Below are 20881 nucleotides of genomic sequence, written 5' to 3'. Positions count from 1 at the left end.
TTGCTGGTTGAAATGTCGCAACGCTCATTAAACGCTCATTACTTGTGGCAGAGGTACTTTTACAGTCGTAATCAGTTAACGTGGGCACCTAATTATATTTAATGTATAAATCGGCATCGCCATTATCACCTGAGGTTTCAAAGCTTAAGTTTTGCGCTCCTTTTGGTACATTCAATGTATAGATAAGCTGCTCTTTAGCAGTGGCATTGATACCAGAAATTGGTTCACCATTGACTAACTCATTATTATTTGGCGGAGTGACATCACCGGCATTTTTTGCCAATTCAGCAACAAAGCTAACGGCTAAGTTAGCAAATTTAATTGCATGATCAGCGTCAAAATTACTGTCGTTTTGTGTATGTATCAGTGGGTTAATGTCATTCATTTTTGATTCAAATGGCATTGAGGTCGCAAACCCTTGTTGATACCAAGAAGCATGATCGGAGCAACCATAACCACATTGTTCAAAGCCATAACTAATTTGTGGTAAATAGGTGTCTATCAGCTGAGCTAAAAATTGGTTTTGAGCATTGGTGGTGTAGCACATTCACTACCTGAGCTAAGATTTGAATTAACGCCTACCGCAGCCAAAGCGGCTTTAACATCATTAGGGTCATAATTTAAATCACAGGCTGCATCCATCACACCGTTACCGGCTAAATCCCAGCCTACACCCGCACTCCAATATAGTTGGTTAGCACGTGCCATTACGATAAAGGCTTTTTGTGTATCCCAACCCGGCGTGGTTGCTAAATTATAAAATGCCTTGTTATAAACACCTGAACTATAATGCACGTCCATACCTGAATAATAGTTACTTTGGTTATCTATGGAACGACCATCTTGGGTAGGGTTATTCATGTAACGCAGGGCACCATTACCTTTAAAAATATCCTTTGCGACTAGCCAATAGGACATGTAAATGGATACGCAGAAGAGCCACTTGTTCCGCCATTTAAATTAATAGTGCGAACATTTGCGTTATTCATGCTACAAGTATTACCTGATTGACTAACATCTAGGCTGTCAAAATCAGTTCCATATAAATACTTGCCTGTTTTTAGATTACCCCCAGGGCATGTTGCAGGTTATCGTAACTAAGCAAGACCTCACCGGTATTAGCATCAATGATCAGGTATGGCCTTGATGGTGACTTGCCATAAGTAACATAAGACACTTCATAAACTAAATGCGCCTTATTTTGATCGTCAACCCAGATAGCAAGTCTGGATTGCTCATTATGTTTTTTTAAGCCTACTGATTTTGCAGCTATACCCGTTTTAGACCCTTTTAAAATCGCATCTTTTTTTGTCAATTTAGCCGATACATCAGATAAATCTTCCTCAATGTTATATACAGCTGCACCGTGGTCTTTTTTAAGCATCCCAATATTAAATATTAAGCTGACCGTATCACCAATGACAGGAATGCCCTGATACGTTTGTTGATAGCGGTGGGTTACTTCTCCGTTATTGCTAGTAAATTCTTTTAATACAACTAATTCGTTCCCTACACTCAACCCAATCAACTGATTTGGACTTACTGATAACAAGGAAGCAGAGTTTGATTGCACCCTATTATTAATTGTCGGTTGTTGATTTAGGTATTTCTTATTCGCAGCTACTGCATTTGTTGCTTGAACAAAGTTAAAGCAGCAAAAGTTGCTATTGTGATTTTAGATAAATTCACGTTTACGCTCCGTTAAAGTTTAAGTTTTTAATATATTTGTATTAATCGCCACATTTTGTACCCGCTTAAGGGTCGCAGTAGGCCGCAAACTTAAACAACGAAAATAAAATTTAATTTACAATAACTTAAAGAACACTGCTTTAACTAGTGAAGGCCAGAGATAACATTTCGTATACATATATTTACATAAGACAGCCAGCAAAAAGCATTAGATTTTAAAATCACACGCTTTATTGTTAATCACTAATCGACTGCTCAATGAGTATGTAGTTACAAAGGAAAATACTTTACCTGTTGAGCTTTAAAAGAGGGGTAATCTATTTTAAATGGGTAGGGAGTAGCTTTAAAAACACGCAGTTCATAGCCATGCACCACTATTTGCTATGTTTAAACAAATTTGCTTTTATTGAGGGCGATTTAAACTTGAGGCAATAACGGCATCGCTAATCACTTGTACTAAACCCATGTATCTAAATGGGGTTTGTCGTCATCTTCTTCAGCGGTTTTATTGCGCGATTTATTTTCGTCAAACGCCAGCTTATGTTGCTTTTCTACTTCTCTTTTTTTACGCTCTTCTAACTCGACTTTTTTGGCACTGGCACTTTGTTGAACCCCAGCAACATGAAAAGCCCCTTTAGATTCAAGCGTTAAACGCGTAATAGGCCCTAAATAAGGGATCATTATATCCATGCTTGCCTCCATTGAATTGAACGTAATTTAATCACTATAAAACTGTTGATAAATAAAGCAATACTCTAATTATTATCGGCAGTTATAAGATATTCTTTAATTAAAGAATATTTTTCTTGCCATGATGTTAGTGAATGTGTTTTTATAAATGCGAAATTTATTAAACAAACAGCAGCTAAGCGTTAACATAGTAACGAATAGCTAAACAGGATATAAAAATGCTTAATTCACTGACAGTTGTACATCACCACCATCATTCATCGGAATAACCTGTCAGGTCTTTCGCTGAGAGGTTGTTCCTAAAAGGAAACCTCTGGCGAATCAACATACCAAGATTCATTTTCGCCCTGAGGTTTCCCTCGGGGTTTTTAGTTTTTAAATTAAAGGAAAATGAGTAATGAATAATAGTAATCGTCTTCGTATCGCCATTCAAAAAGGCGGCCGCCTATCTAAAGATTGTCAAGATCTGCTTAAACAACTGGGTGTAAAACTCAATCTTCGTGAGCAGCGCCTAATAGCACACTCAACCAACATGCCTATCGACGTTTTGCGTGTGCGCGATGACGATATTCCAGGCTTAGTTATGGATGGTGTATGTGATTTAGGTATTGTTGGCGAAAACGTACTAGTTGAAGTACAAGCAGAAAGAGAACGCCAAGGTGTACCGAGTGAAGTAACAAAGCTTGCTAAACTTGACTTTGGCTACTGTCGTTTAGCACTTGCATGGCCACAAGAACTTGGTAAACAAGACAAAAGCTGGTTTGAAGGCAAACGCATAGCAACCACTTACCCAGAAATTTTAAGTCAATACCTAAAACGCGAAGGCATCAACGCCAGTACAGTAATGTTAACCGGTTCAGTGGAAGTAGCACCACGAGCAGGACTTGCCGATGCGATTTGTGATTTAGTCTCTACTGGCGCAACACTTGAAGCAAATGGCTTAATGCAGGGTGATACCATTTTAGAGTCAAATGCTTGTTTAATCCAAAACACTCAACTACAAGATCCTGAAAAATTAGCGCTCATCAATAAACTAATGCCGCGTTTACGTGGTGTAAAGCAAGCTAAAGAAAGCAAATACATTATGTTACACGCACCAAAAGACAAGCTTGATGAAATTTGTGAGATTTTACCTGGCGCTGGCCAACCTACATTATTGGCTCTTGCGGGTAATGATGAATATGTTGCCCTACACATGGTGAGCAGTGAAACCCTATTTTGGGAAACCATGGAACAACTTAAGGCCCTTGGTGCCAATTCTATTTTAGTTATGCCAATTGAAAAAATGATGGAGTAACAACAATGCTTCGTTGGAATGAGGAATCATCACAAGTTCAAGCAGCGGCGCTTATGCGCCCTGCTGTATCAGCAAGTGAAAAAGTAGAAAGCATTTGCCAGACTATTTTGGCAAAAGTTAATGCGCAAGGCGATGCCGCTCTACTTGCATTAGCAAAAGAGTTCGATAATAGAGCCAAGCCGCGTTTACGTGTACCACTTGATGAAATTAATGCCGCTGAGAAAATGCTAAGCCCAGAGCTTAAATATGCAATTGATACCGCTTATGCTAATGTGAAATGTTTTCATCAAGCGCAACTGCCAAAAGATATTAAGTTATCGACTCAACCCGGTGTTGACTGTGAACTAAAATATCAAGCCATCGAAGCAGTCGGTATTTATGTACCAGGAGGGAGTGCCCCTCTTCCGTCATCGGTTATTATGCAAGGTGTATTGGCGCAGTTAAGCGGTGCAAAAACCGTGGTCTTAACCACCCCAGTACAAGGTGATAAAGCAATTAACCCGGCTATTTTATATGCCGCTAAATTATGTGGTATCACCACTATTATTGAAAGCGGTGGTGCAGGCGCGATTGCTGCAATGGCCTACGGCACTGAATCAGTACCTAAAGTGAATAAAATTTTTGGCCCAGGTAATAGCTTTGTGACTATGGCAAAGCAGTTAGTTGCACAAACAATTCCAGGAATGGCGATTGATATGCCAGCAGGGCCATCTGAAGTATTAGTGATAGCAGATGAACGAGCAAATCCAGAGTTTATTGCGGCCGATTTACTCTCACAAGCAGAGCATGGCGCCGACTCGCAAGTTATTTTATTGTGTAACAGCGAAACTATTATTAAACAAACACAAGACGCGCTTACTCGTCAATTAGCTAACTTAAGCCGAAAAGACACCGCTGAACAAGCGCTGGCCAATTCGTCACTTATTTTAGTGGATTCAATAGCGCAAGCATTTGATGTATCAGCGCAATATGGGCCAGAGCACTTAATTTTACAACTGGCAGATGCAAGCCCGTACCTTGATTCGGTTAAAAATGCAGGTTCAGTATTTGTTGGCGACTACACACCAGAATCGGCTGGCGATTATGCATCGGGTACTAACCACGTATTACCTACTTACGGTTATAGCGCGACATACTCAAGCTTAAACTTGCTTGATTTTTTCCGCACATACACAGTACAAACTATTAGTAAAAGTGGCTTAACTGAGCTTTCAAAAGCTATTTTACCACTGGCAGATGCCGAAGGCCTTGATGCCCACGCTAATGCGGTTTCAATTCGTTTAGAGGCAATAAAAAATGAGCAATGAGAGCGCCCAAGCACCTGGCTTATTACCTGATAATATTGCAGCGCTTGCTGCTTACAGCTCGGCTAAAAGTGAAAAGTTAACAGGCACAACGTGGCTCAATGCCAACGAAAGTCCGTATGCTAAAAACCTTGAGCTGAGTATTGAAGATTTAAATCGCTATCCCGATCCACAGCCACAATTGGTTATTGATCGCTATGCAGCTTACACCGAGCTTAAAAGCGACAATGTCCTTATGACGCGAGGTGCAGATGAAGGCATTGAACTTTTAGTACGCACGTATTGCCAGCCAGCTAAAGATAGTATTGCGCTGTTTTTGCCTACCTACGGTATGTATAAAGTCACTGCTGATACGCACAATGTGGCTATTAACGCGATTACTCAAGAGTTATTATTAACAGCCAATGTTGATGATATTGTCACTGCGGTCGGTAGCTCAAAACTGGTGTTTATTTGTAATCCAAATAACCCAACAGGTAGTTTAACGCCGCTAGATAAAGTAAAAGCCATTGCCACTGCGCTTGCAGGTAAAGCATTGGTGATTGTTGATGAAGCCTATATAGAGTTTTGCCCAGAGCAAAGTGCAACACAACTTATAAACGAGTTTAGTAATATTGTAGTGCTACGTACACTGTCAAAAGCGTTTGCGTTGGCAGGCCTGCGAACCGGGTTTACCCTCGCTCAAGCCAGTATACTTGCGCCCATTCGTAAAGTCATTGCACCGTATCCGGTATCGAGCGTGGTAGCGAGTATTGCAGCGCAAGCCATTGCCCCTGATGCCATTACCTCTATGCGTCGCCAGGTGAGCATTTTAAGCAGCTTAAAATTAAAGCTAATAGAGTGGTTAAACGCCTCCCCTGCTGTATTAAAAATTCTCACTGGTGAAGGCAACTTTGTTACCTTAAAATTGGCCGATAAAAACAGCTTTAAAGTTGCCCTTGAACAAGGCTTAGTCATGCGGGCATTTACCTTATACGGTGAAGACGACTGGCTACGCATTTCAATTGGTAGCGATCAAGAATTAGAACAAGTAAAAATTTGGCTCGATGGTTTAACCACCCCAACAGCCCTATCACAACAGGAAGTATCATGAGTAATCCCTATTTATTTATAGACCGTGACGGCACCATTATTGAAGAGCCAATCACCGACAAACAGGTAGATAGCCTTGAAAAGTTGGCTTTTTTACCTGGTGTTATTCCGGCATTATTACAACTACAAGCCGCTGGTTATCGCCTAGTTATGGTATCTAATCAAGATGGTTTAGGCACTGACAGTTTCCCAACTGCGGATTTTAACATAGCCCAAGACAAAATGATGGACATACTCAACAGCCAAGGGATTAAATTTGATGAAGTTCTGATCTGCCCTCACTTTGATGAACAAAACTGCGATTGCCGTAAGCCAAAAACTGGCTTACTTACTGAGCTTATGCGCTCGGGTAAAGTCGATTTAGCACGCTCTTTTGTGATTGGCGATCGCCAAACAGATATTGGCCTTGCGCAAAACTTATGTTGTGAAGGCATTTTGTATGACGGCAGTTGGGATGCCATTGTTACTAAGCTGACCACGGCAAACCGTGAAGGCCGTGTCACTCGCAACACCAAAGAAACACAAATCGATGTGCAAGTTAATTTAGACCAAACAAAAAATGGCGAAATTAGCACTGGCCTTGGCTTTTTCGACCACATGCTGGACCAAATTCGCACTCACGCCAATATTGGCTTAAATATTAAAGCCAAAGGCGATTTACACATAGACGAGCATCACCTAGTTGAAGACATTGGTATTGCCTTAGGGGTTGCTCTTAAACAAGCGCTGGGCACAAAATCACAAATAGCTCGTTATGGTTTTGCACTCCCTATGGATGAATGTAAAGCTGAGGCACAAATTGATTTATCGGGTCGAGCATCATTTGTATTAAACGCCAACTTTAGCCGTGAAAAAGTGGGTGATTTAGACGTACAAATGGTTGAGCATTTTTTCAAAAGCTTAAGTGATAACGCTGCAATTAGTCTTATTTTGTCGGTAAGTGACGGTAATTGTCATCACCAAGTAGAGGGCTTATTTAAAGCATTTTCTCGTGCTCTGCGTATGGCAATTGCACAAGATATCAGTCAACAAACAGCCAGCTCTAAGGGGTGTTTATGATTGCCATAATTAATACCGGTTGTGCCAACATTAACTCAGTTCGTTTTGCCTTTGAGCGCTTAGGCAAAACGCCTGAGGTGATCACCTCACCTGAGCAACTAAAAGGCTTCGAACGTGCTATTTTACCCGGTGTAGGCCATGCTTCTGTTGCGATGAAACGCTTAAAAGACGCTGGTTGGCAGCAAGCAATTGATGAATATCAGCGCCCGCTGATGGGCATTTGTTTAGGCATGCAATTACTTTGTGACAGCACAGAAGAAGGCGATGTTGATTGCCTTGGCAAAATTCCGGGTGTTGTTAAGCACTTAGAAGTGGGCACATTAACCTCACCACATATGGGGTGGAATGACCTAAGCGTGCTAAAAGAACATGCCCTTACCAAAGGGTTATCGGCGCAAGATCAAGTGTACTTTGTGCATAGTTTTGCTCACACAGTGAACGATGCCACCCTAGTTAGCGGTGAATACGGACAAGCTTTTTCAGCGATAGTTGCTAAAGATAACTACGCAGGCATGCAGTTCCACCCAGAGCGAAGCGCCAAAATAGGCACCCGACTTTTACAAAACTTTTTAGATTGGCAGCTGTAAGCGCAGCAAAACATAAGAGAAATAAACGTGATTATTCCAGCACTCGATGTATTACAAAACCAAATTGTGCGCTTATACCAAGGTAAGTATGATACAGCACAATTTTACCCTTTTGAGCTTGGCGCCCGCCTACAAGAGTACGCAAATAGCGGCGCAGGTAAGCTGCACCTGGTTGATTTAGAAGGCGCGCGCGATCCAAATAAAAAACAGTGGCAGCATATTCAAGCTGCAACCAAAGCGCTAAATGTACCTTATCAAGTCGGTGGCGGTATTCGCTCTGAGCAAGATGTGAGCGATTGGCTAAAAGCCGGTGCTAACCAAGTCGTGATTGGCTCAATGGCCGTTGAAAAACGTGAGCAAGTACAAGCTTGGATTGAAAAATTTGGCAGTGAACACTTTGTTATCGCACTAGATGTTAATAAAACTGACAACAGCTGGGCACCAGCAACACATGGTTGGTTAAGTGAATCTGAGTTTGGCTTGTTCGAACTGGTTGATTTTTACGTGGCACTTGGCGTGGTTGATTTTCTGTGTACTGACATCAGTAAAGACGGCACCATGACCGGCCCTTCGTTTGCACTTTATGAAGACTTAACAAACCACAACAGCGAAATTAAAGTTCAAGCGTCAGGCGGTGTAAGCTCACTGGATGATATTGCAAAGCTGAAAAAGCTGGGCGTTGGTGGTGTTATTTTAGGTAAATCATTACTCGATGGTGCCTTTAATGTTGAGGAGGCGTTAGCATGTTATCAAAACGCATAATTCCTTGCTTGTATGATACCAGATATTTATAAGAAATAATAAAAACTAAAAAATCATAAAAACCCAATCATTTTAAGGGCTTATAGCTATAGTCAAGTAGTAAGCCCTATCCACCCCATTAGATTAATAATATAAAAAATGTAGCCTATACATCTCCAATTGACTATTATAAATAACAAGTGTCGCCTATATGTATCCTATGACAGTTAAACGCTCGCTCCCAAACGCGGTCACGTTGGAAAGTTAGATTAACTTTATCATTTATAGTATTTTACTTGTTTGCTTTATCTTTGCTTCTACCTTGGCTAACCAAATCAGCGGAATAATAATTAAAGAAGATCCTATAGCCAAGCTCAGGTCCGGTATTTCATTGAACCACAGCACCCCTACAACTACAGCACCTAATAAGCCAGTGTATTCGGCACTGGAAATTTTACTGGCTTCGATTGCTCTATATACCAATACACATATACCAGCATAAATTAGGATAAAAGTGTTGGAGCCTGTTGCCGTTAACATTGGAGTCCAGTCCCAAGGTTTGCCTTCCCATAACGCCAACCCAAGTGCGGCTGGGATACCTACTAGGTTGGTGAGCATTAAAGTTTGGAACACATTATGATGCTGAGGTAATTTACGAACCAATAAATTATTTACAGCCATAGTCAATGCGACGACAAGGGCGGCAATCGCTGCCCAATTAATTTGTGTTGGTTTAACCACGATAAGTACGCCGATAAAGCCCAAAACAGCAGCAGCAATTGAGTGGCTAGTCAGCTTTTCCTGAAACAATATCATGGCTAACGGCAGCATAAGCAAAGGCGCTGTATAGAAAATAGCATTTACGGTAGCTAACGGCAGAGCGCCGAGAGCGAATACCATAAATATTGCCCCTAATAACCAAATGTGGCCACGTATAAAGTGCCATTTGAGGCCAGCGAAGAGGCTTTGTTTATTACTGAATAGACAAAATGGAAGTAAAATCAGCACTGCGGTCAATTGACGAAATAATACAAATTGGTATATGGCAGTATCTGCTGGCAGAGTTTTTATCAAAGCATCAGAAAAAACACCAATTATATTTCCGATGATAAGTAATGTCATCGCGAGTCCGACAGTTATTTTGGGCATTTCATTACTCCTGCTACATTCTAGAAAATGTCAATGGAACTGAATTAATAGAGTTACGTTTGTAAAACGGTTATATGATTAGCGTATTCCATACCTTATATGATGTATAATGTTTAAAATTTTTTTAGTATGAGCTAAATTTATAATGAAGTTGCCTCCTTTACGTGCCCTGCAATGCTTTGAAGCTGTTGCGCGACTTAATAGCTTTTCCAAAGCTGCTGAGCACCTCAATGTGACTCAAAGTGCGGTTAGTCACCAAGTTCGATTACTCGAAGACTATTTGGGTGAAACTCTGTTTAACCGACAAGGGCGTTCTTTTTCCTTGACTAAGGTCGGGGAACGTTACTTTGAAGAAGTGACTAACTCATTAGGAAATCTATCAAATGCCAGTCAAATGATACGTCACGGGGAATCAGGCAATCTTCGTTTGGCTTTATATAGCTCTGTTGCGGTGAACTGGTTGATACCGAAGTTAGAAGATTTTAGAAATCAGCACCCAGAAATAGAAATAACTTTAAATATGGTCGGGGATCAACCGGATTATAATGACCAATTTACGGATTGTTTTATTACAATGAATCCACCGGAACGTAACTTTGTCAATCAATTCATGTTTACTGAAAAACTTTATCCAGTGTGTGGAAAAAAGCTTTGGCAGCAGTTAAGAAATAAGCCTCTACCTGATTCATTATGGCAACACCCGTTATTATCAGTACAATACTCAGATACAAATGAAAGTCTTGGTGACGACTGGTTACGTTGGTGTATGAGTGGTAAATTTGAATTACCTAAAGACGTCAAAATTAATCAATTTAGTCATGTCTTACTTGCCGCTGAAGCGGCTCGATATAATTTGGGAATTACCCTCATTAGTAATTACATGATGGATGATCAGGATCGCCAGCAAAGTCTTGTGCGCATACCTATGCACGAGCTTATTACCGGAGATAAATTCTATTTTGTCTATAAGGAAACACGAGCTAGGCAACCTGATATTATGAAATTAGGTCGTTGGCTTAAACAGCAGTGTTATGAGCTGGAATCAGCTTAGCTATTTAAATCAGAGTTGAAGCTAGATGAGTTCAACACGTTTATTCAACCGCAACGACACCCTAAACTAACCGACTTATGTACGAACTTAACAAGTATCACTCAACACGATGTTGATCATGCACCTTATTACCCTGAAGCAATTGGCGCTTTCCAAAAGTGGCTAGGCAATTAGGATAACTACCTGTTTTGTAGCTGGGGAGAGTATGATAAACACCAATTTGAACAAGACTGTGCTTTTCATAATGTGCCATACCCTATTCCAGCTCCGCACCTAAACATTAAAAAGGAATTTTCAAAGATTCAAAAAGTACGCAAAAGACAAGGTATGGCCGGAGCGTTAAAACTTGCGAAGATTCCTCACTTTTAAAAAACTGATTGTTAATTATACTTAGGCCTATATGAGCAAGTACTAAATTGTAATTTTGGTGCTTTCTACACAATCAAACAAATTAATACAAAACTGTACAAGTAATAATAAACTCTTGAAATTAAAATGTTATTTTTTACTCATTAACTAACGGCTGCTTCTATTCAAGTAGTCAGTAGTTACTACTTTATAAATTGCATTTCAGGTAAATTTGAAAACAAACTCAATTGGCTATTTTGTAATTTTTAATTGCTTAAAAATGCCAACAATTAACAACGCACTTTTTATTTAAGGTAAGCCAAATGATCAAAACACCATGTTTTACTAAATTTAATTTAATTAGTATTACGTTTTTGCTTTTATTAGCCGGTTGCTCAGAAAGCGAAGTCACTACACAAAAACAAAACGAACCACGTGCGGTTAAACTAATAACCATAGGTGATGAGTCGCAATCAAAAACGCTCACCTACCCCGCCACTATCGACACTATAAATAGCTCAAAGCTTGCTTTTCAAGTTAGCGGAAAGCTAGAAACGCTTAATGTTATTGCCGCACAAAATGTAAAAAAAGGCGATGTAATAGCCGTATTGGAACAACGAAACTTTATTAATGAGGTTAAGTCGAGCAAAATTCAGTTTGAAACCGCCGACAATGATTATCAACGTGGTTTAAAGCTCGCTAAAGATGGGGTTATTTCGCAACGAGATATAGAGCAACTAAAATCTAAAAAAGAAGTAGCCGAATCACAGTATGACTCAGCGCAAAAAGCACTATCCGACAGTAAAATTATAGCGCCTTACGATGCCATTGTTGCTGAGGTGCCAGTAAAGCAGCTTGAGAACATAAGCGCGGGTCAACATGTTGTTACTTTATTTGGTAAAGGCGAAATGGAAGCGGTGGTGAATATTCCCGCTTCAATTGTGGCCACGGTTGACTCTAAGCAAAACAATGTAGCGTCAGTTATTTTACAAGATGTATCGACTCCCCCCATTCCAGCAACATTTAGACGTGCCAATTTAGAAGCTGACTCTGCGAGTCAAACTTATGAAGTCCGATTTGCATTTGCTGTACCAAATAACCTTAATGTATTGCCTGGCATGAATGCCAGTCTAAAAATAACCCGTGAAAGCAGCTCAAATACAACTCGTTTATTAGTGCCAACCTTTGCTATTTTTGAACAATATGGTGAACACTTTGTATGGACAGTTGACGCTCAAACTATGCAAGCTTCTAAAACTCCCGTTACTATTGAAAATGGCATTGGAGAACAACTCATCGTCACTGACGGTTTAAGTGCTGGCGATGTAATTGTTGGTGCAGGTGCAAACTATGTAACTGAGGGTATGAAAGTACGTCCTTGGACTAAAGCATAGGAGCGCGGTAATGGATTTAGCAAAATGGACAATCAATAATAAATTAATTAGCACCATACTCATAATTTTAACTCTAGGGTTTGGTTTTTCATCCTATAAAAATATGGCGCGGTTTGAAGACCCCGAATTTATAATTCGCACCGCGCAAGTGTTTGTCTCGTACTCAGGTGCAAGCCCGCTAGAAGTAGCAAAAGAGGTAACTGAGCCGCTTGAACGTGCAATTCAAGAACTACAAGAAGTTGATACTATATCGTCCACCTCATCTACAGGTTTATCTGAAATTAAAGTAGAGATTAAATCAGAATTTTCTCCGACTAAATCTGAGTTGCAAGTTATTTGGACTAAGCTCAGAAACAAAATAAATGACACACGTCCAACATTACCGCCAGGTACTGGCACGCCTCAAGTTTATGACGATTTTGGTGATGTGTATGGCTTGAGCTATTTAATAACCGCCGAAGGATACTCACCCGACGAGTTACATGCCTACGCTAAAGATTTGCAAAGTGACATTTTACAAGTAGAGGGTGTAGCCAAAGTTGCTATGACAGGCGTGCAGCAAGAAGGCATATTTGTAGAAATAGCTCGTGAAGAGTTAGCCTCTTTAGGCGTGTCTATTAATAATATTTACGGCATTTTAGATGAGCAAAACGCTGTATTGAGCGCTGGTAACACTCAAATTGGCGATCAACGTATTTTTATCGACCCTACCGGAGAAATAAACTCCGTTGATACCATTAAAAATCTATTGGTTAGTGCCAGCGGTGAAGGTAAAACAATTTATCTTAAAGATATTGCCAATGTATACCGTGGCTTTCAAAGCCCTGCAACAAAATTAGTCCGCTATAACTCTAAACCTGCAATTTCACTTGGGGTTGCTAGTGTATTGGGTGCTAATGTGGTTAAAGTATTTGACCGCGTTGATGACAAAGTAAAACAAACTGAGAACCTCAGACCGCTGGGTATCACAGTTCATGAGTTTTACCACCAAGGTAAAGTAGTACAAGATTCAGTCGACAACTTTGTAGTGAATGTTTTAGTCGCACTGGTGATCGTAATGGTTACCCTGCTGCTATTTATGGGTTTGCGCTCAGGAATTATTATTGGCGCCGTATTACTGCTAACTATTTTTGCGACCCTTGCTACCATGGATTTGAGCGGCATACCCATGCATCGAATTTCTCTTGGTGCGCTGATTATCGCGTTAGGAATGATGGTTGATAACGCCATAGTTGTGACCGAAGGGATTTTAGTTGGTACACAAAAAGGCCGTAAAAAGTTAGAAATTGCTAGCGAAGTCGTCAAGCAAACTAAATGGCCACTACTGGGGGGTACTTTGGTAGGCATTGTTGCGTTTGCGCCTATTGGTCTTGCTCCAGGTGATACCGCTGAATTTACCGGTCATTTATTTTGGGTTATTTTAATCTCCTTATTATACAGCTGGTTATTTGCCATTACCCTAACTCCCTTATTTTGCTATTGCTTGTTTAAAGAGCAAGATAACGACACCTCAGGCTCAGCAAAACCAAATAAACTCATGGCACTTTATCAATCGGTAGTGGTGTCAGCACTGCATCACCGCTGGCTTAGTATTGCCATTGTGGTTGCCACTTTTAGTGTGTCTATGTGGGGATTTCAATTTGTAAAATCAGGTTTTTTCCCAGCTTCTACCACACCGCAAATGGTGGTTGATTTTTGGCTACCGCAAGGTACCGATATTGAAAAAACCAAAAAAGATATGCTCAAGTTAGAGGAATTTGTTAAGCAACAAAATGGCGTTGAAGGTATACAAACGCTTATTGGCGGCGGCGGGCTTCGCTACATGCTTATTTATGGTAGTGAGTCACCAAACAGTTCTTACGGGCAAATTTTAGCTAAAGTCGATGACTACAAAAAGCTAGATCAACTTTTACCTACCGTACAAAATTACATTGACGATAACTTTGTCGATGCTCAAGGCAAAGCATGGCGCTTTGTGATGGGCCCTGGTGGGGGCTCTAAAATAGAAGCCACATTTAAAGGCCCAGACCCACATGTATTAAGAGAGCTAGCTGCACAAGCAAAAGGAATATTAATTGATGATGGCGGCGCTCTATCAATTAAAGATACATGGCGACAACGCATTAGTGTTATTGAACCACAGTACTCTGCGATTAATGCACAACGCGCCGGTGTAACGCGTAAAGCAGTTGCTGAAGCCTTACAGCAAAATTTTTCGGGGCAAATTGTTGGGCAGTATCGTGAAGGTGAAGAGCTTATTCCTATTATTGTTAGAGCGCCACAACCTGAACGTGTCGATATAAACGATATTGGCAATATTCAAGTGCAAAGCAATATAACCGGTGAAACACTGCCCCTTGCGCAAGTAACCAATGGTTTTAAAACCGTCTGGCGCGATGCTATTTTAAAACGCGAAGACCGCGAATGGACCATAAAAGCTCAAGCGGATCCACTGCCGGGTGAACTGGCCTCAGAGTTATTTAATCGGGTAAGGCCTAAAATAGAAGCCATTGACCTACCTCAAGGGTATCGACTTGAATGGGATGGCGAATACGGACAATCGAAAGAGTCTAACGAAATGCTGGCCTCAACTATTCCAATGGGCTTTTTAGCCATGGTGCTGATTGTTATTGTGTTATTTAATGCTTTAAAACAACCAATTATTATTTGGCTTGTCGTGCCATTAGCCTTAATTGGTGTTGTTTTTGGACTGGTAACCACACAAATCCCACTAGAGTTTATGGGCATATTAGGATTGCTATCGCTCTCTGGTTTGTTAATTAAAAATGCTATTGTATTAGTAGATCAAATGGACATGGAAATTCGACAAGGTAAAGCTGCATATAATGCCATTATCGACTCGGCAAATAGTCGGGTAAGACCGGTAATGATGGGCACACTGACCACTGTATTAGGGGTTATTCCCTTGTATTTTGATGCATTTTTCCAATCAATGTCTGTGGTTTTAGTATTTGGATTACTGTTTGCTACCCTGCTGACTTTAATCGTGATACCCGTGCTATATGCTATTTTTATGAATGTTAAACAAAATCAGTAAACGAGTAATTAAGCTCTAAATTGTAGGATTCGGTTAAACAATGCTCGCCTTTGACCGGATCCTTATTATACTTTAGTCAAAACTACAGTTAATTTAATAAACTTTATAGTAATTCTCATTCTTTATAATTATTATATAGTTACAAAATGTTTTCGTTTTGAAATTCAATAATAACACTTATTCCACGGATACTTTCATGCCAATAAAACGCTTACTGATCCTCTTTTTATCTTTAGCGTTTAGTGAAGCTGTTATTATGCTTTTTTTAGCCTCATTTGTTACCCAGTTTACCGGTGTTTGGCTTTCAGTAATATTAGATTCCAGCCTTATTGCGTTAGTAGCGATTGTCACTACCCTTTACTTATTTCGCGATAATGACTTTGTAACTCACCAAAAGCTCAGAACTGAGTTCCTTATTATAAAAATAGCTATGATTGTGTTCACTGTTGAAGCAATCATAATGTTTGCCTTTAATTTTGATGCTCTGATGTTAAAACAATGGCAAATCATACTCATTGACGGCTTAATTTTAAGTAGCTTAAGTGTCTCGCTTATTTATTTATTTGTAATTAAATATGCTTTTTCATTAAACCAATCACATAACACACAAAAAAACACGACAAAACTGACTAGTTCATTGGCCTACTTTTGCTCTGCGGCGTTGTTATATATCGCCTTATATATGTTTTACCAAAGCCAATTACAAACGCGTATTAATAATGTTATACAACATGAAAAAAATGAATTAAAACAAGCAAAAAAAGCTTTTTTACAACAACTTAATCATGCCTCTCGTGACTTGCTGATTTTAAGAAACAATCATCATTTTAAAGATCATGACATTTTGAGTTCGGTCAATAGAGCTCAGCTAGAGCAAGACTATGCTAACTTTATTTCTATTAAAAACTTTTATACACAAATTCGAATTCTTGATCTAACAGGTAAGGAACTATTAAGGGTGCATAGAGACAAGCACAATGTTGCTATAGTCTCAGCAGAGCAGCTACAAGAAAAAAGCCATCGTTACTATTTTAAACAGGCTATAAAAATGAACCCGTCAGCTATTTTTATTTCCCCATTAGATTTAAACTTTGAAAACGGTGAGATAGAACACCCTTTTAAACCAATGATACGTTTAGCTTCTGTGTTAATGGGACCCAAAGGAACTAAAATAGGGCTACTTATCGTCAACCTTGAAGGGGCTCATTTACTTGGCCAATTAGACAATATCTCAAAAAATTCATCAGGCAATATTATGCTGCTTAATAAAGACAGCTATTGGTTATTTGGAGATACCAATAAGCAATGGTCATTTATGTTTGCTAACAAACCGCAACATCGTTTTAAAGATCAACAGCCACACATATGGCAAAGCATGCAAACCCAAGCGAATGGAATTATTAAAAATGAAAACAATGTTTATATTTATGAGCACTTAACTTTATTAAACGACATGTTGCTCCCAAATGCTATCGCTAATAGCCTAATAAACAGACCCGAATGGACATTAATAAATAAAGTCCCGCTGGCTAAAATAGAGAGTGAGTTTAGTAGCTTAAAGAAACTTATTATCGCTCTTTATCTTGGTATTATGACGTTAATGATATTTGTTATTTATACTTTTGCCATCAACACAATTAAAAGAAGAAAATATCAAGCCAAAGTAGAAAACTATGCTTATTTGGACAGTTTAACAGGGCTTTATAACCGCCGTATATTTTTGGAGCAGCTTGATTTAGAAATCATAAAAGCAACGCAGCTTTCCTGCCCTTTAGTACTTATGTACCTTGATTTAGATTACTTTAAACCCATCAATGATGAATTAGGCCATGGTGCAGGTGATGAAGTACTTAAAGAGGTGGCGATTCGTATCAAAAGTTGTTTGCGACAACAAGATATTATTGCGCGCATTGGGGGAGATGAATTTGCAGCAATTCTTCCTCAGTTAAACGATAAAAAAGCAATAGCGGATATTGCAGAGCGAATTATCAAAAGTATTAACACCCCCTTTACTATTTTTGATCAGCAATGCAGCTTAGGTATAAGCATTGGTATTGCAACCAGCACTTCAGAAACTCAAACCAGTATTAAGCTTAAAACCCAGGCAGACCAAGCCCTTTATGAAGCTAAAAAATCAGGCAGAAACTGTTATCGTTTTTCCAAATAAACATTTTAAATTTAGTATTTTATAAATTTAAAATAAGCTTTGAAGCGAATACTTTTTTAAGGCATTAATTATCGCTTTAAGTTCTAGCTTTAGCGATTAACATAGTTGGAGTTTTATTATATAGTGGGGTTAAGAATTCATTGCATAGTAATGCATTAAGATTCATTCATTAAATTAACTATTCAAATTTATCAAATAAATAACATATCAAGTGCAGTCTATGTGTCTTCTATTTAGTCATACAAACAATAAATGTAAAAACAGCTTTATTTCAAATAAAAATTTTAAAAACGAGGCATTCTCATGTTATCAAAACGCATAATTCCTTGTTTAGACGTAAAAGACGGCCAAGTCGTTAAAGGCGTTAGATTTAAGGGTCATGAAATAGTCGGCGATGTTTTAACACTTGCTAAAGCCTACAGTGAAGCCGGTGCCGACGAACTGGTATTTTACGAGATCAGTGCAAGCGTTGAAAAACGATTACTCGATGTAAATTGGGTAGAAAATATTGCCCGCCATATCGATATTCCCTTTTGTGTAGCGGGTGGCATTAAATCGGTAGCCGATGCAGCGCGCGTACTTGAACGCGGCGCTGACAAAATCAGTATTAATAGCCCTGCCATTGCCCGTCCTGAGCTTATAAAAGAGTTACACGATGAGTTTGGCAAGCAGTGTGTGGTTGTCGGTATTGATAGCTTTTACGATGAAACAACCGGTGAATACTTAGTGTATCAGCTTACAGGCGATCCTAATGCCTCAAGCCGTACTCGTTATAAAACTCAAGAGTGGGTTCAGCGGGTACAAGACTTAGGCGCTGGCGAAATTGTTTTAAACTGTATGAACCAAGATGGCGTTCGTAATGGTTACGACAACGAGCAACTAAGCAAAATACGCGAGCTATGCGACATTCCTTTAATCGCCTCAGGGGGCGCAGGCACAATGCAAGATTTTGTTGATGTATTTAAACAAAGCAAAGTAGATGGTGCACTCGCAGCCAGCGTTTTTCATAAAAACGTGATTAATATTGGCGAACTAAAACAATTTTTAATAGATAACCAAGTGGCAGCCAGATTATGCTAGTAACGCAAGAAAACCTAACTCAAGTTGATTTCGCTAAAAGCGAGATGATCCCTGCCATTGTTCAAGATGCACGCTCTGGCGTTATTTTAATGCAAGGTTTTATGAATAGCGAAGCGCTTGCTGTTACGCTTGAAAGTAATAAGGTGACTTTTTATTCGCGTTCTAAATCGCGTTTATGGACCAAAGGCGAGTCATCAGAAAACTACTTAAACGTGGTATCTGTGCATACAGATTGCGACTACGATTCAATTTTAGTATTGGCAAACCCAGAAGGGCCAACGTGCCATTTAGGCACGCAAAGCTGTTTTGGCGATGCTGCAAAACCAAGTTTAAGCTTTCTAGCACAACTTGAAGATGTAATTGTTGCACGTAAAAATGACGATCCAGCTAAAAGCTACACCGCGTCTTTATTTGCTGAAGACTTAAGCCGTAGCTGTCAAAAAGTAGGTGAAGAAGGTGTTGAAGTGGCGCTTGCGGCAATGAAACATGACAACAATGAGCTTACTAACGAATCGGCCGACTTGTTGTATCACTTAATTGTGTTATTACAGCGCCAAGGCTTAGAGCTCACCGATGCAGTTGCTTGCCTACAAGGGCGTCATAAGTAAAACCGCCTGTTACTGTGTGCGCCATTTTGTGGCGCACTCAGTATGTTAAAACCATAAATTCACTTTAAATTACACCTTGCGAATAGCATTTACTCCCTCCCTTAGGTATTCTTAATAACTATTACAAAAGGATAGCGCATTATGAAAACCTATATATCGCTGGTATTAACTGGCCTAATTTTATCTGGCTGTAGCAGTTTAACCACTGAGCAAAAAGCTAAACTAGATAACCTAACCCCCTGCGAAAAAATGGATGGGCTAATTGCCGCCTATGACAATCACTTTGAAGCATTAAAAGACACCAAAGTAAAAACACCTTATTTAGATGTGTGGAGCGCAAAGTACAACGTATTTGGCAATAACTGCCAAGTAACCAGCTTTAACAATCAAACCGTGACCTATCGCTGTCAAGAAAACTACAAAGACCAGCAACAAGCCGTTGCCATGCATAAACAAGCCGTTGAGCTCACGCGCCAATGTTTAACAAAAAATAGCAACTGGTTAGAAACACAAAAAGAGTCGGAAACCTCTCTGCGCACCACCTTTGTACTTGATGAAAAGTCACCGGTTATTTCTGTTTATACCAGCAAAACTTTATCAAAAATTAAAACCTGGTCTACCTCGTTAGAAGTAGGAAAGCCCGTCGCTACTAAATAATAACGAGAGAATGTATGCGCCAAACACCCAGTAAACAATCCACTTATTTAAAAACAGACTGTATCGGTGTATGTTATAGACTGAATGGCTACTGTACTGGGTGCGGGCGCACAAGTGACGAAATATTCGACTGGATTATTTTAACCGATGAGCAAAAGCAAGCTATTTTGGCTTCCCCTCGTGAAGACGCCAAAAAAGACTAGCTTAAATTTATAACTATTAAGGCGCATTACGTTGTGATGGGTCGCGTTTAAAATCTTTAATTAATTGCTTTGGATCTAACGCTTCACGTTGTTTACTTGCGCCTTCAGCCCACCAAATTAATTGATTGAATGTGCGCGAAAAATAGCTATCCCACGATGTTTGCTCTGCCGCATTGTTTGCTTCACCACTTTCAATAAATACATCCTGTGCTTTTGGTACATGAATCATTGCTGATACCGGCAAACAGCCAAGTTCACTCAAAAAGCTGCGCATGCCAACAGCAGCGCGTACGCCGCCCCACTGCCCTGCAGAATACGTAACAATCGCGCTGGGTTTATAGCCAAATAAAGAACTTCCAAAGTGGTTTAACAAATTAGCGAGTGCTGGACTCATCGAATGATTATATTCAGGGCTCACCATAACAAAGCCATCGCTGGTTTTAATTTTTGCCGCTAAGGCATTAAGCGACTCTGGCGCATCGCCCTGTGCGTAAGCAAAATGCGGCTTAAAGATAGGGTCTAAATCATAATCAAGCGGATCAATAAGCTCTACTTCATGCTCAGAGTAGAGCTCAAGCAAACAACGCTCACATGCTTTTGCTACTCTTTTCCCTAAACGCGCAGGCTTAGGTGGGGTACTTTTTCTAACCGAACCGAGAAAAATTAATAACTTCATGTAACGGCACTCCTTTTTGATTACAAAAATA

At 39.8% G+C, this 20881-nt stretch carries 19 protein-coding genes and 1 pseudogene; 15 read left to right on the top strand and 5 right to left on the bottom strand.

The window, feature by feature from the left end; all coding sequences use genetic code 11:
- Window positions 1-88: 88 nt before the first annotated feature.
- The 3 genes and pseudogenes from LOC50_RS14715 to LOC50_RS14705 all read right to left on the bottom strand — a co-directional run bounded on the left by LOC50_RS14715 (window position 89) and on the right by LOC50_RS14705 (window position 2379).
- Window positions 89-547, bottom strand: coding sequence for a zinc-binding metallopeptidase family protein (locus LOC50_RS14715; protein ID WP_250654077.1), 459 nt, complete (start codon window positions 545-547; stop codon window positions 89-91).
- Window positions 532-1689 (bottom strand): annotated as a pseudogene (locus LOC50_RS14710) (M4 family metallopeptidase); the annotation flags it as partial. The gene LOC50_RS14715 and the pseudogene LOC50_RS14710, both read right to left, overlap by 16 nt.
- 456 nt (window positions 1690-2145) lie before the next feature.
- On the bottom strand, window positions 2146-2379 hold the full coding sequence (locus LOC50_RS14705) for a hypothetical protein (RefSeq protein WP_250654076.1): 234 nt from the start codon (window positions 2377-2379) through the stop codon (window positions 2146-2148).
- 397 nt (window positions 2380-2776) lie between these two features.
- On the opposite strand from LOC50_RS14705, the gene hisG reads away from it, so the two are divergent.
- The 6 genes from hisG to LOC50_RS14675 are packed head-to-tail and all read left to right on the top strand — an operon-like array spanning window position 2777 to window position 8480.
- Window positions 2777-3676, top strand: a complete 900-nt coding sequence (gene hisG / locus LOC50_RS14700) for an ATP phosphoribosyltransferase (RefSeq protein WP_076920229.1) — start codon at window positions 2777-2779, stop codon at window positions 3674-3676.
- Window positions 3677-3681: 5 nt separating this feature from the next.
- On the top strand, window positions 3682-4983 hold the full coding sequence (gene hisD, locus LOC50_RS14695; protein ID WP_250654075.1) for a histidinol dehydrogenase: 1302 nt from the start codon (window positions 3682-3684) through the stop codon (window positions 4981-4983).
- Complete coding sequence (gene hisC, locus LOC50_RS14690) at window positions 4973-6073, top strand: histidinol-phosphate transaminase (protein WP_250654074.1); 1101 nt, start codon at window positions 4973-4975, stop codon at window positions 6071-6073. Before hisD ends, hisC begins: the two co-directional genes overlap by 11 nt.
- A complete protein-coding gene (gene hisB / locus LOC50_RS14685) occupies window positions 6070-7131 on the top strand; it encodes a bifunctional histidinol-phosphatase/imidazoleglycerol-phosphate dehydratase HisB (protein WP_250654073.1) in 1062 nt (353 codons plus the stop codon). The genes hisC and hisB overlap by 4 nt, the downstream gene beginning before the upstream one ends.
- A complete protein-coding gene (gene hisH, locus LOC50_RS14680; RefSeq protein ID WP_250654072.1) occupies window positions 7128-7718 on the top strand; it encodes an imidazole glycerol phosphate synthase subunit HisH in 591 nt (196 codons plus the stop codon). The genes hisB and hisH overlap by 4 nt, the downstream gene beginning before the upstream one ends.
- A 27-nt stretch (window positions 7719-7745) precedes the next feature.
- Window positions 7746-8480 (top strand): 1-(5-phosphoribosyl)-5-[(5-phosphoribosylamino)methylideneamino] imidazole-4-carboxamide isomerase, encoded by a 735-nt coding sequence (locus tag LOC50_RS14675; RefSeq protein WP_250654071.1) that lies wholly within the window; start codon window positions 7746-7748, stop codon window positions 8478-8480.
- A 261-nt stretch (window positions 8481-8741) separates the two neighbouring features.
- Here LOC50_RS14675 and LOC50_RS14670 read toward each other — a convergent pair whose 3' ends face one another.
- Window positions 8742-9608 carry a DMT family transporter gene (locus tag LOC50_RS14670; RefSeq protein ID WP_250654070.1) on the bottom strand — a complete coding sequence of 289 codons (867 nt, stop codon included), beginning with the start codon at window positions 9606-9608 and terminating at the stop codon, window positions 8742-8744.
- A gap of 145 nt (window positions 9609-9753) precedes the next feature.
- Here LOC50_RS14670 and LOC50_RS14665 point away from each other — a divergent pair, with 145 nt between their 5' ends.
- The 9 genes from LOC50_RS14665 to LOC50_RS14630 all read left to right on the top strand — a co-directional run bounded on the left by LOC50_RS14665 (window position 9754) and on the right by LOC50_RS14630 (window position 20174).
- The gene (locus LOC50_RS14665) at window positions 9754-10659 is read left to right on the top strand and encodes a LysR substrate-binding domain-containing protein (RefSeq protein ID WP_005492610.1); all 906 of its coding nucleotides are present in this window, start codon (window positions 9754-9756) and stop codon (window positions 10657-10659) included.
- A 15-nt stretch (window positions 10660-10674) separates the two neighbouring features.
- Entirely contained in the window at window positions 10675-10833 is a 159-nt protein-coding gene (locus LOC50_RS17520; RefSeq protein WP_083238693.1) for an exonuclease domain-containing protein, read from the top strand.
- 497 nt (window positions 10834-11330) lie between these two features.
- Window positions 11331-12401, top strand: a complete 1071-nt coding sequence (locus LOC50_RS14660; protein ID WP_250654069.1) for an efflux RND transporter periplasmic adaptor subunit — start codon at window positions 11331-11333, stop codon at window positions 12399-12401.
- Between the two features lie 10 nt (window positions 12402-12411).
- The gene (locus LOC50_RS14655; protein WP_069439724.1) at window positions 12412-15459 is read left to right on the top strand and encodes an efflux RND transporter permease subunit; all 3048 of its coding nucleotides are present in this window, start codon (window positions 12412-12414) and stop codon (window positions 15457-15459) included.
- A 196-nt stretch (window positions 15460-15655) separates the two neighbouring features.
- On the top strand, window positions 15656-17626 hold the full coding sequence (locus LOC50_RS14650; protein ID WP_250654068.1) for a diguanylate cyclase domain-containing protein: 1971 nt from the start codon (window positions 15656-15658) through the stop codon (window positions 17624-17626).
- A 303-nt stretch (window positions 17627-17929) separates the two neighbouring features.
- Complete coding sequence (gene hisF, locus LOC50_RS14645; RefSeq protein ID WP_250654067.1) at window positions 17930-18706, top strand: imidazole glycerol phosphate synthase subunit HisF; 777 nt, start codon at window positions 17930-17932, stop codon at window positions 18704-18706.
- Window positions 18700-19314: a bifunctional phosphoribosyl-AMP cyclohydrolase/phosphoribosyl-ATP diphosphatase HisIE gene (hisIE, locus tag LOC50_RS14640; protein WP_013463284.1), complete on the top strand. Its 615-nt coding sequence runs from the start codon at window positions 18700-18702 to the stop codon at window positions 19312-19314. Before hisF ends, hisIE begins: the two co-directional genes overlap by 7 nt.
- Window positions 19315-19455: 141 nt before the next feature.
- Window positions 19456-19971 carry a hypothetical protein gene (locus LOC50_RS14635; RefSeq protein WP_036984001.1) on the top strand — a complete coding sequence of 172 codons (516 nt, stop codon included), beginning with the start codon at window positions 19456-19458 and terminating at the stop codon, window positions 19969-19971.
- Window positions 19972-19985: 14 nt separating this feature from the next.
- Window positions 19986-20174 carry a DUF1289 domain-containing protein gene (locus tag LOC50_RS14630; RefSeq protein WP_250654066.1) on the top strand — a complete coding sequence of 63 codons (189 nt, stop codon included), beginning with the start codon at window positions 19986-19988 and terminating at the stop codon, window positions 20172-20174.
- Between the two features lie 16 nt (window positions 20175-20190).
- On the opposite strand, the gene LOC50_RS14625 is transcribed toward LOC50_RS14630, so the two are convergent.
- On the bottom strand, window positions 20191-20850 hold the full coding sequence (locus LOC50_RS14625; RefSeq protein WP_250654065.1) for an NADPH-dependent FMN reductase: 660 nt from the start codon (window positions 20848-20850) through the stop codon (window positions 20191-20193).
- Window positions 20851-20881: the final 31 nt, after the last annotated feature.

Source organism: Pseudoalteromonas sp. SCSIO 43095 (assembly GCF_023650455.1).
GTDB lineage: Bacteria > Pseudomonadota > Gammaproteobacteria > Enterobacterales > Alteromonadaceae > Pseudoalteromonas > Pseudoalteromonas tetraodonis.
The sequence above is the reverse complement of the archived record's forward strand: the minus strand, read 5'-3'. Positions and strand labels throughout refer to the sequence as shown.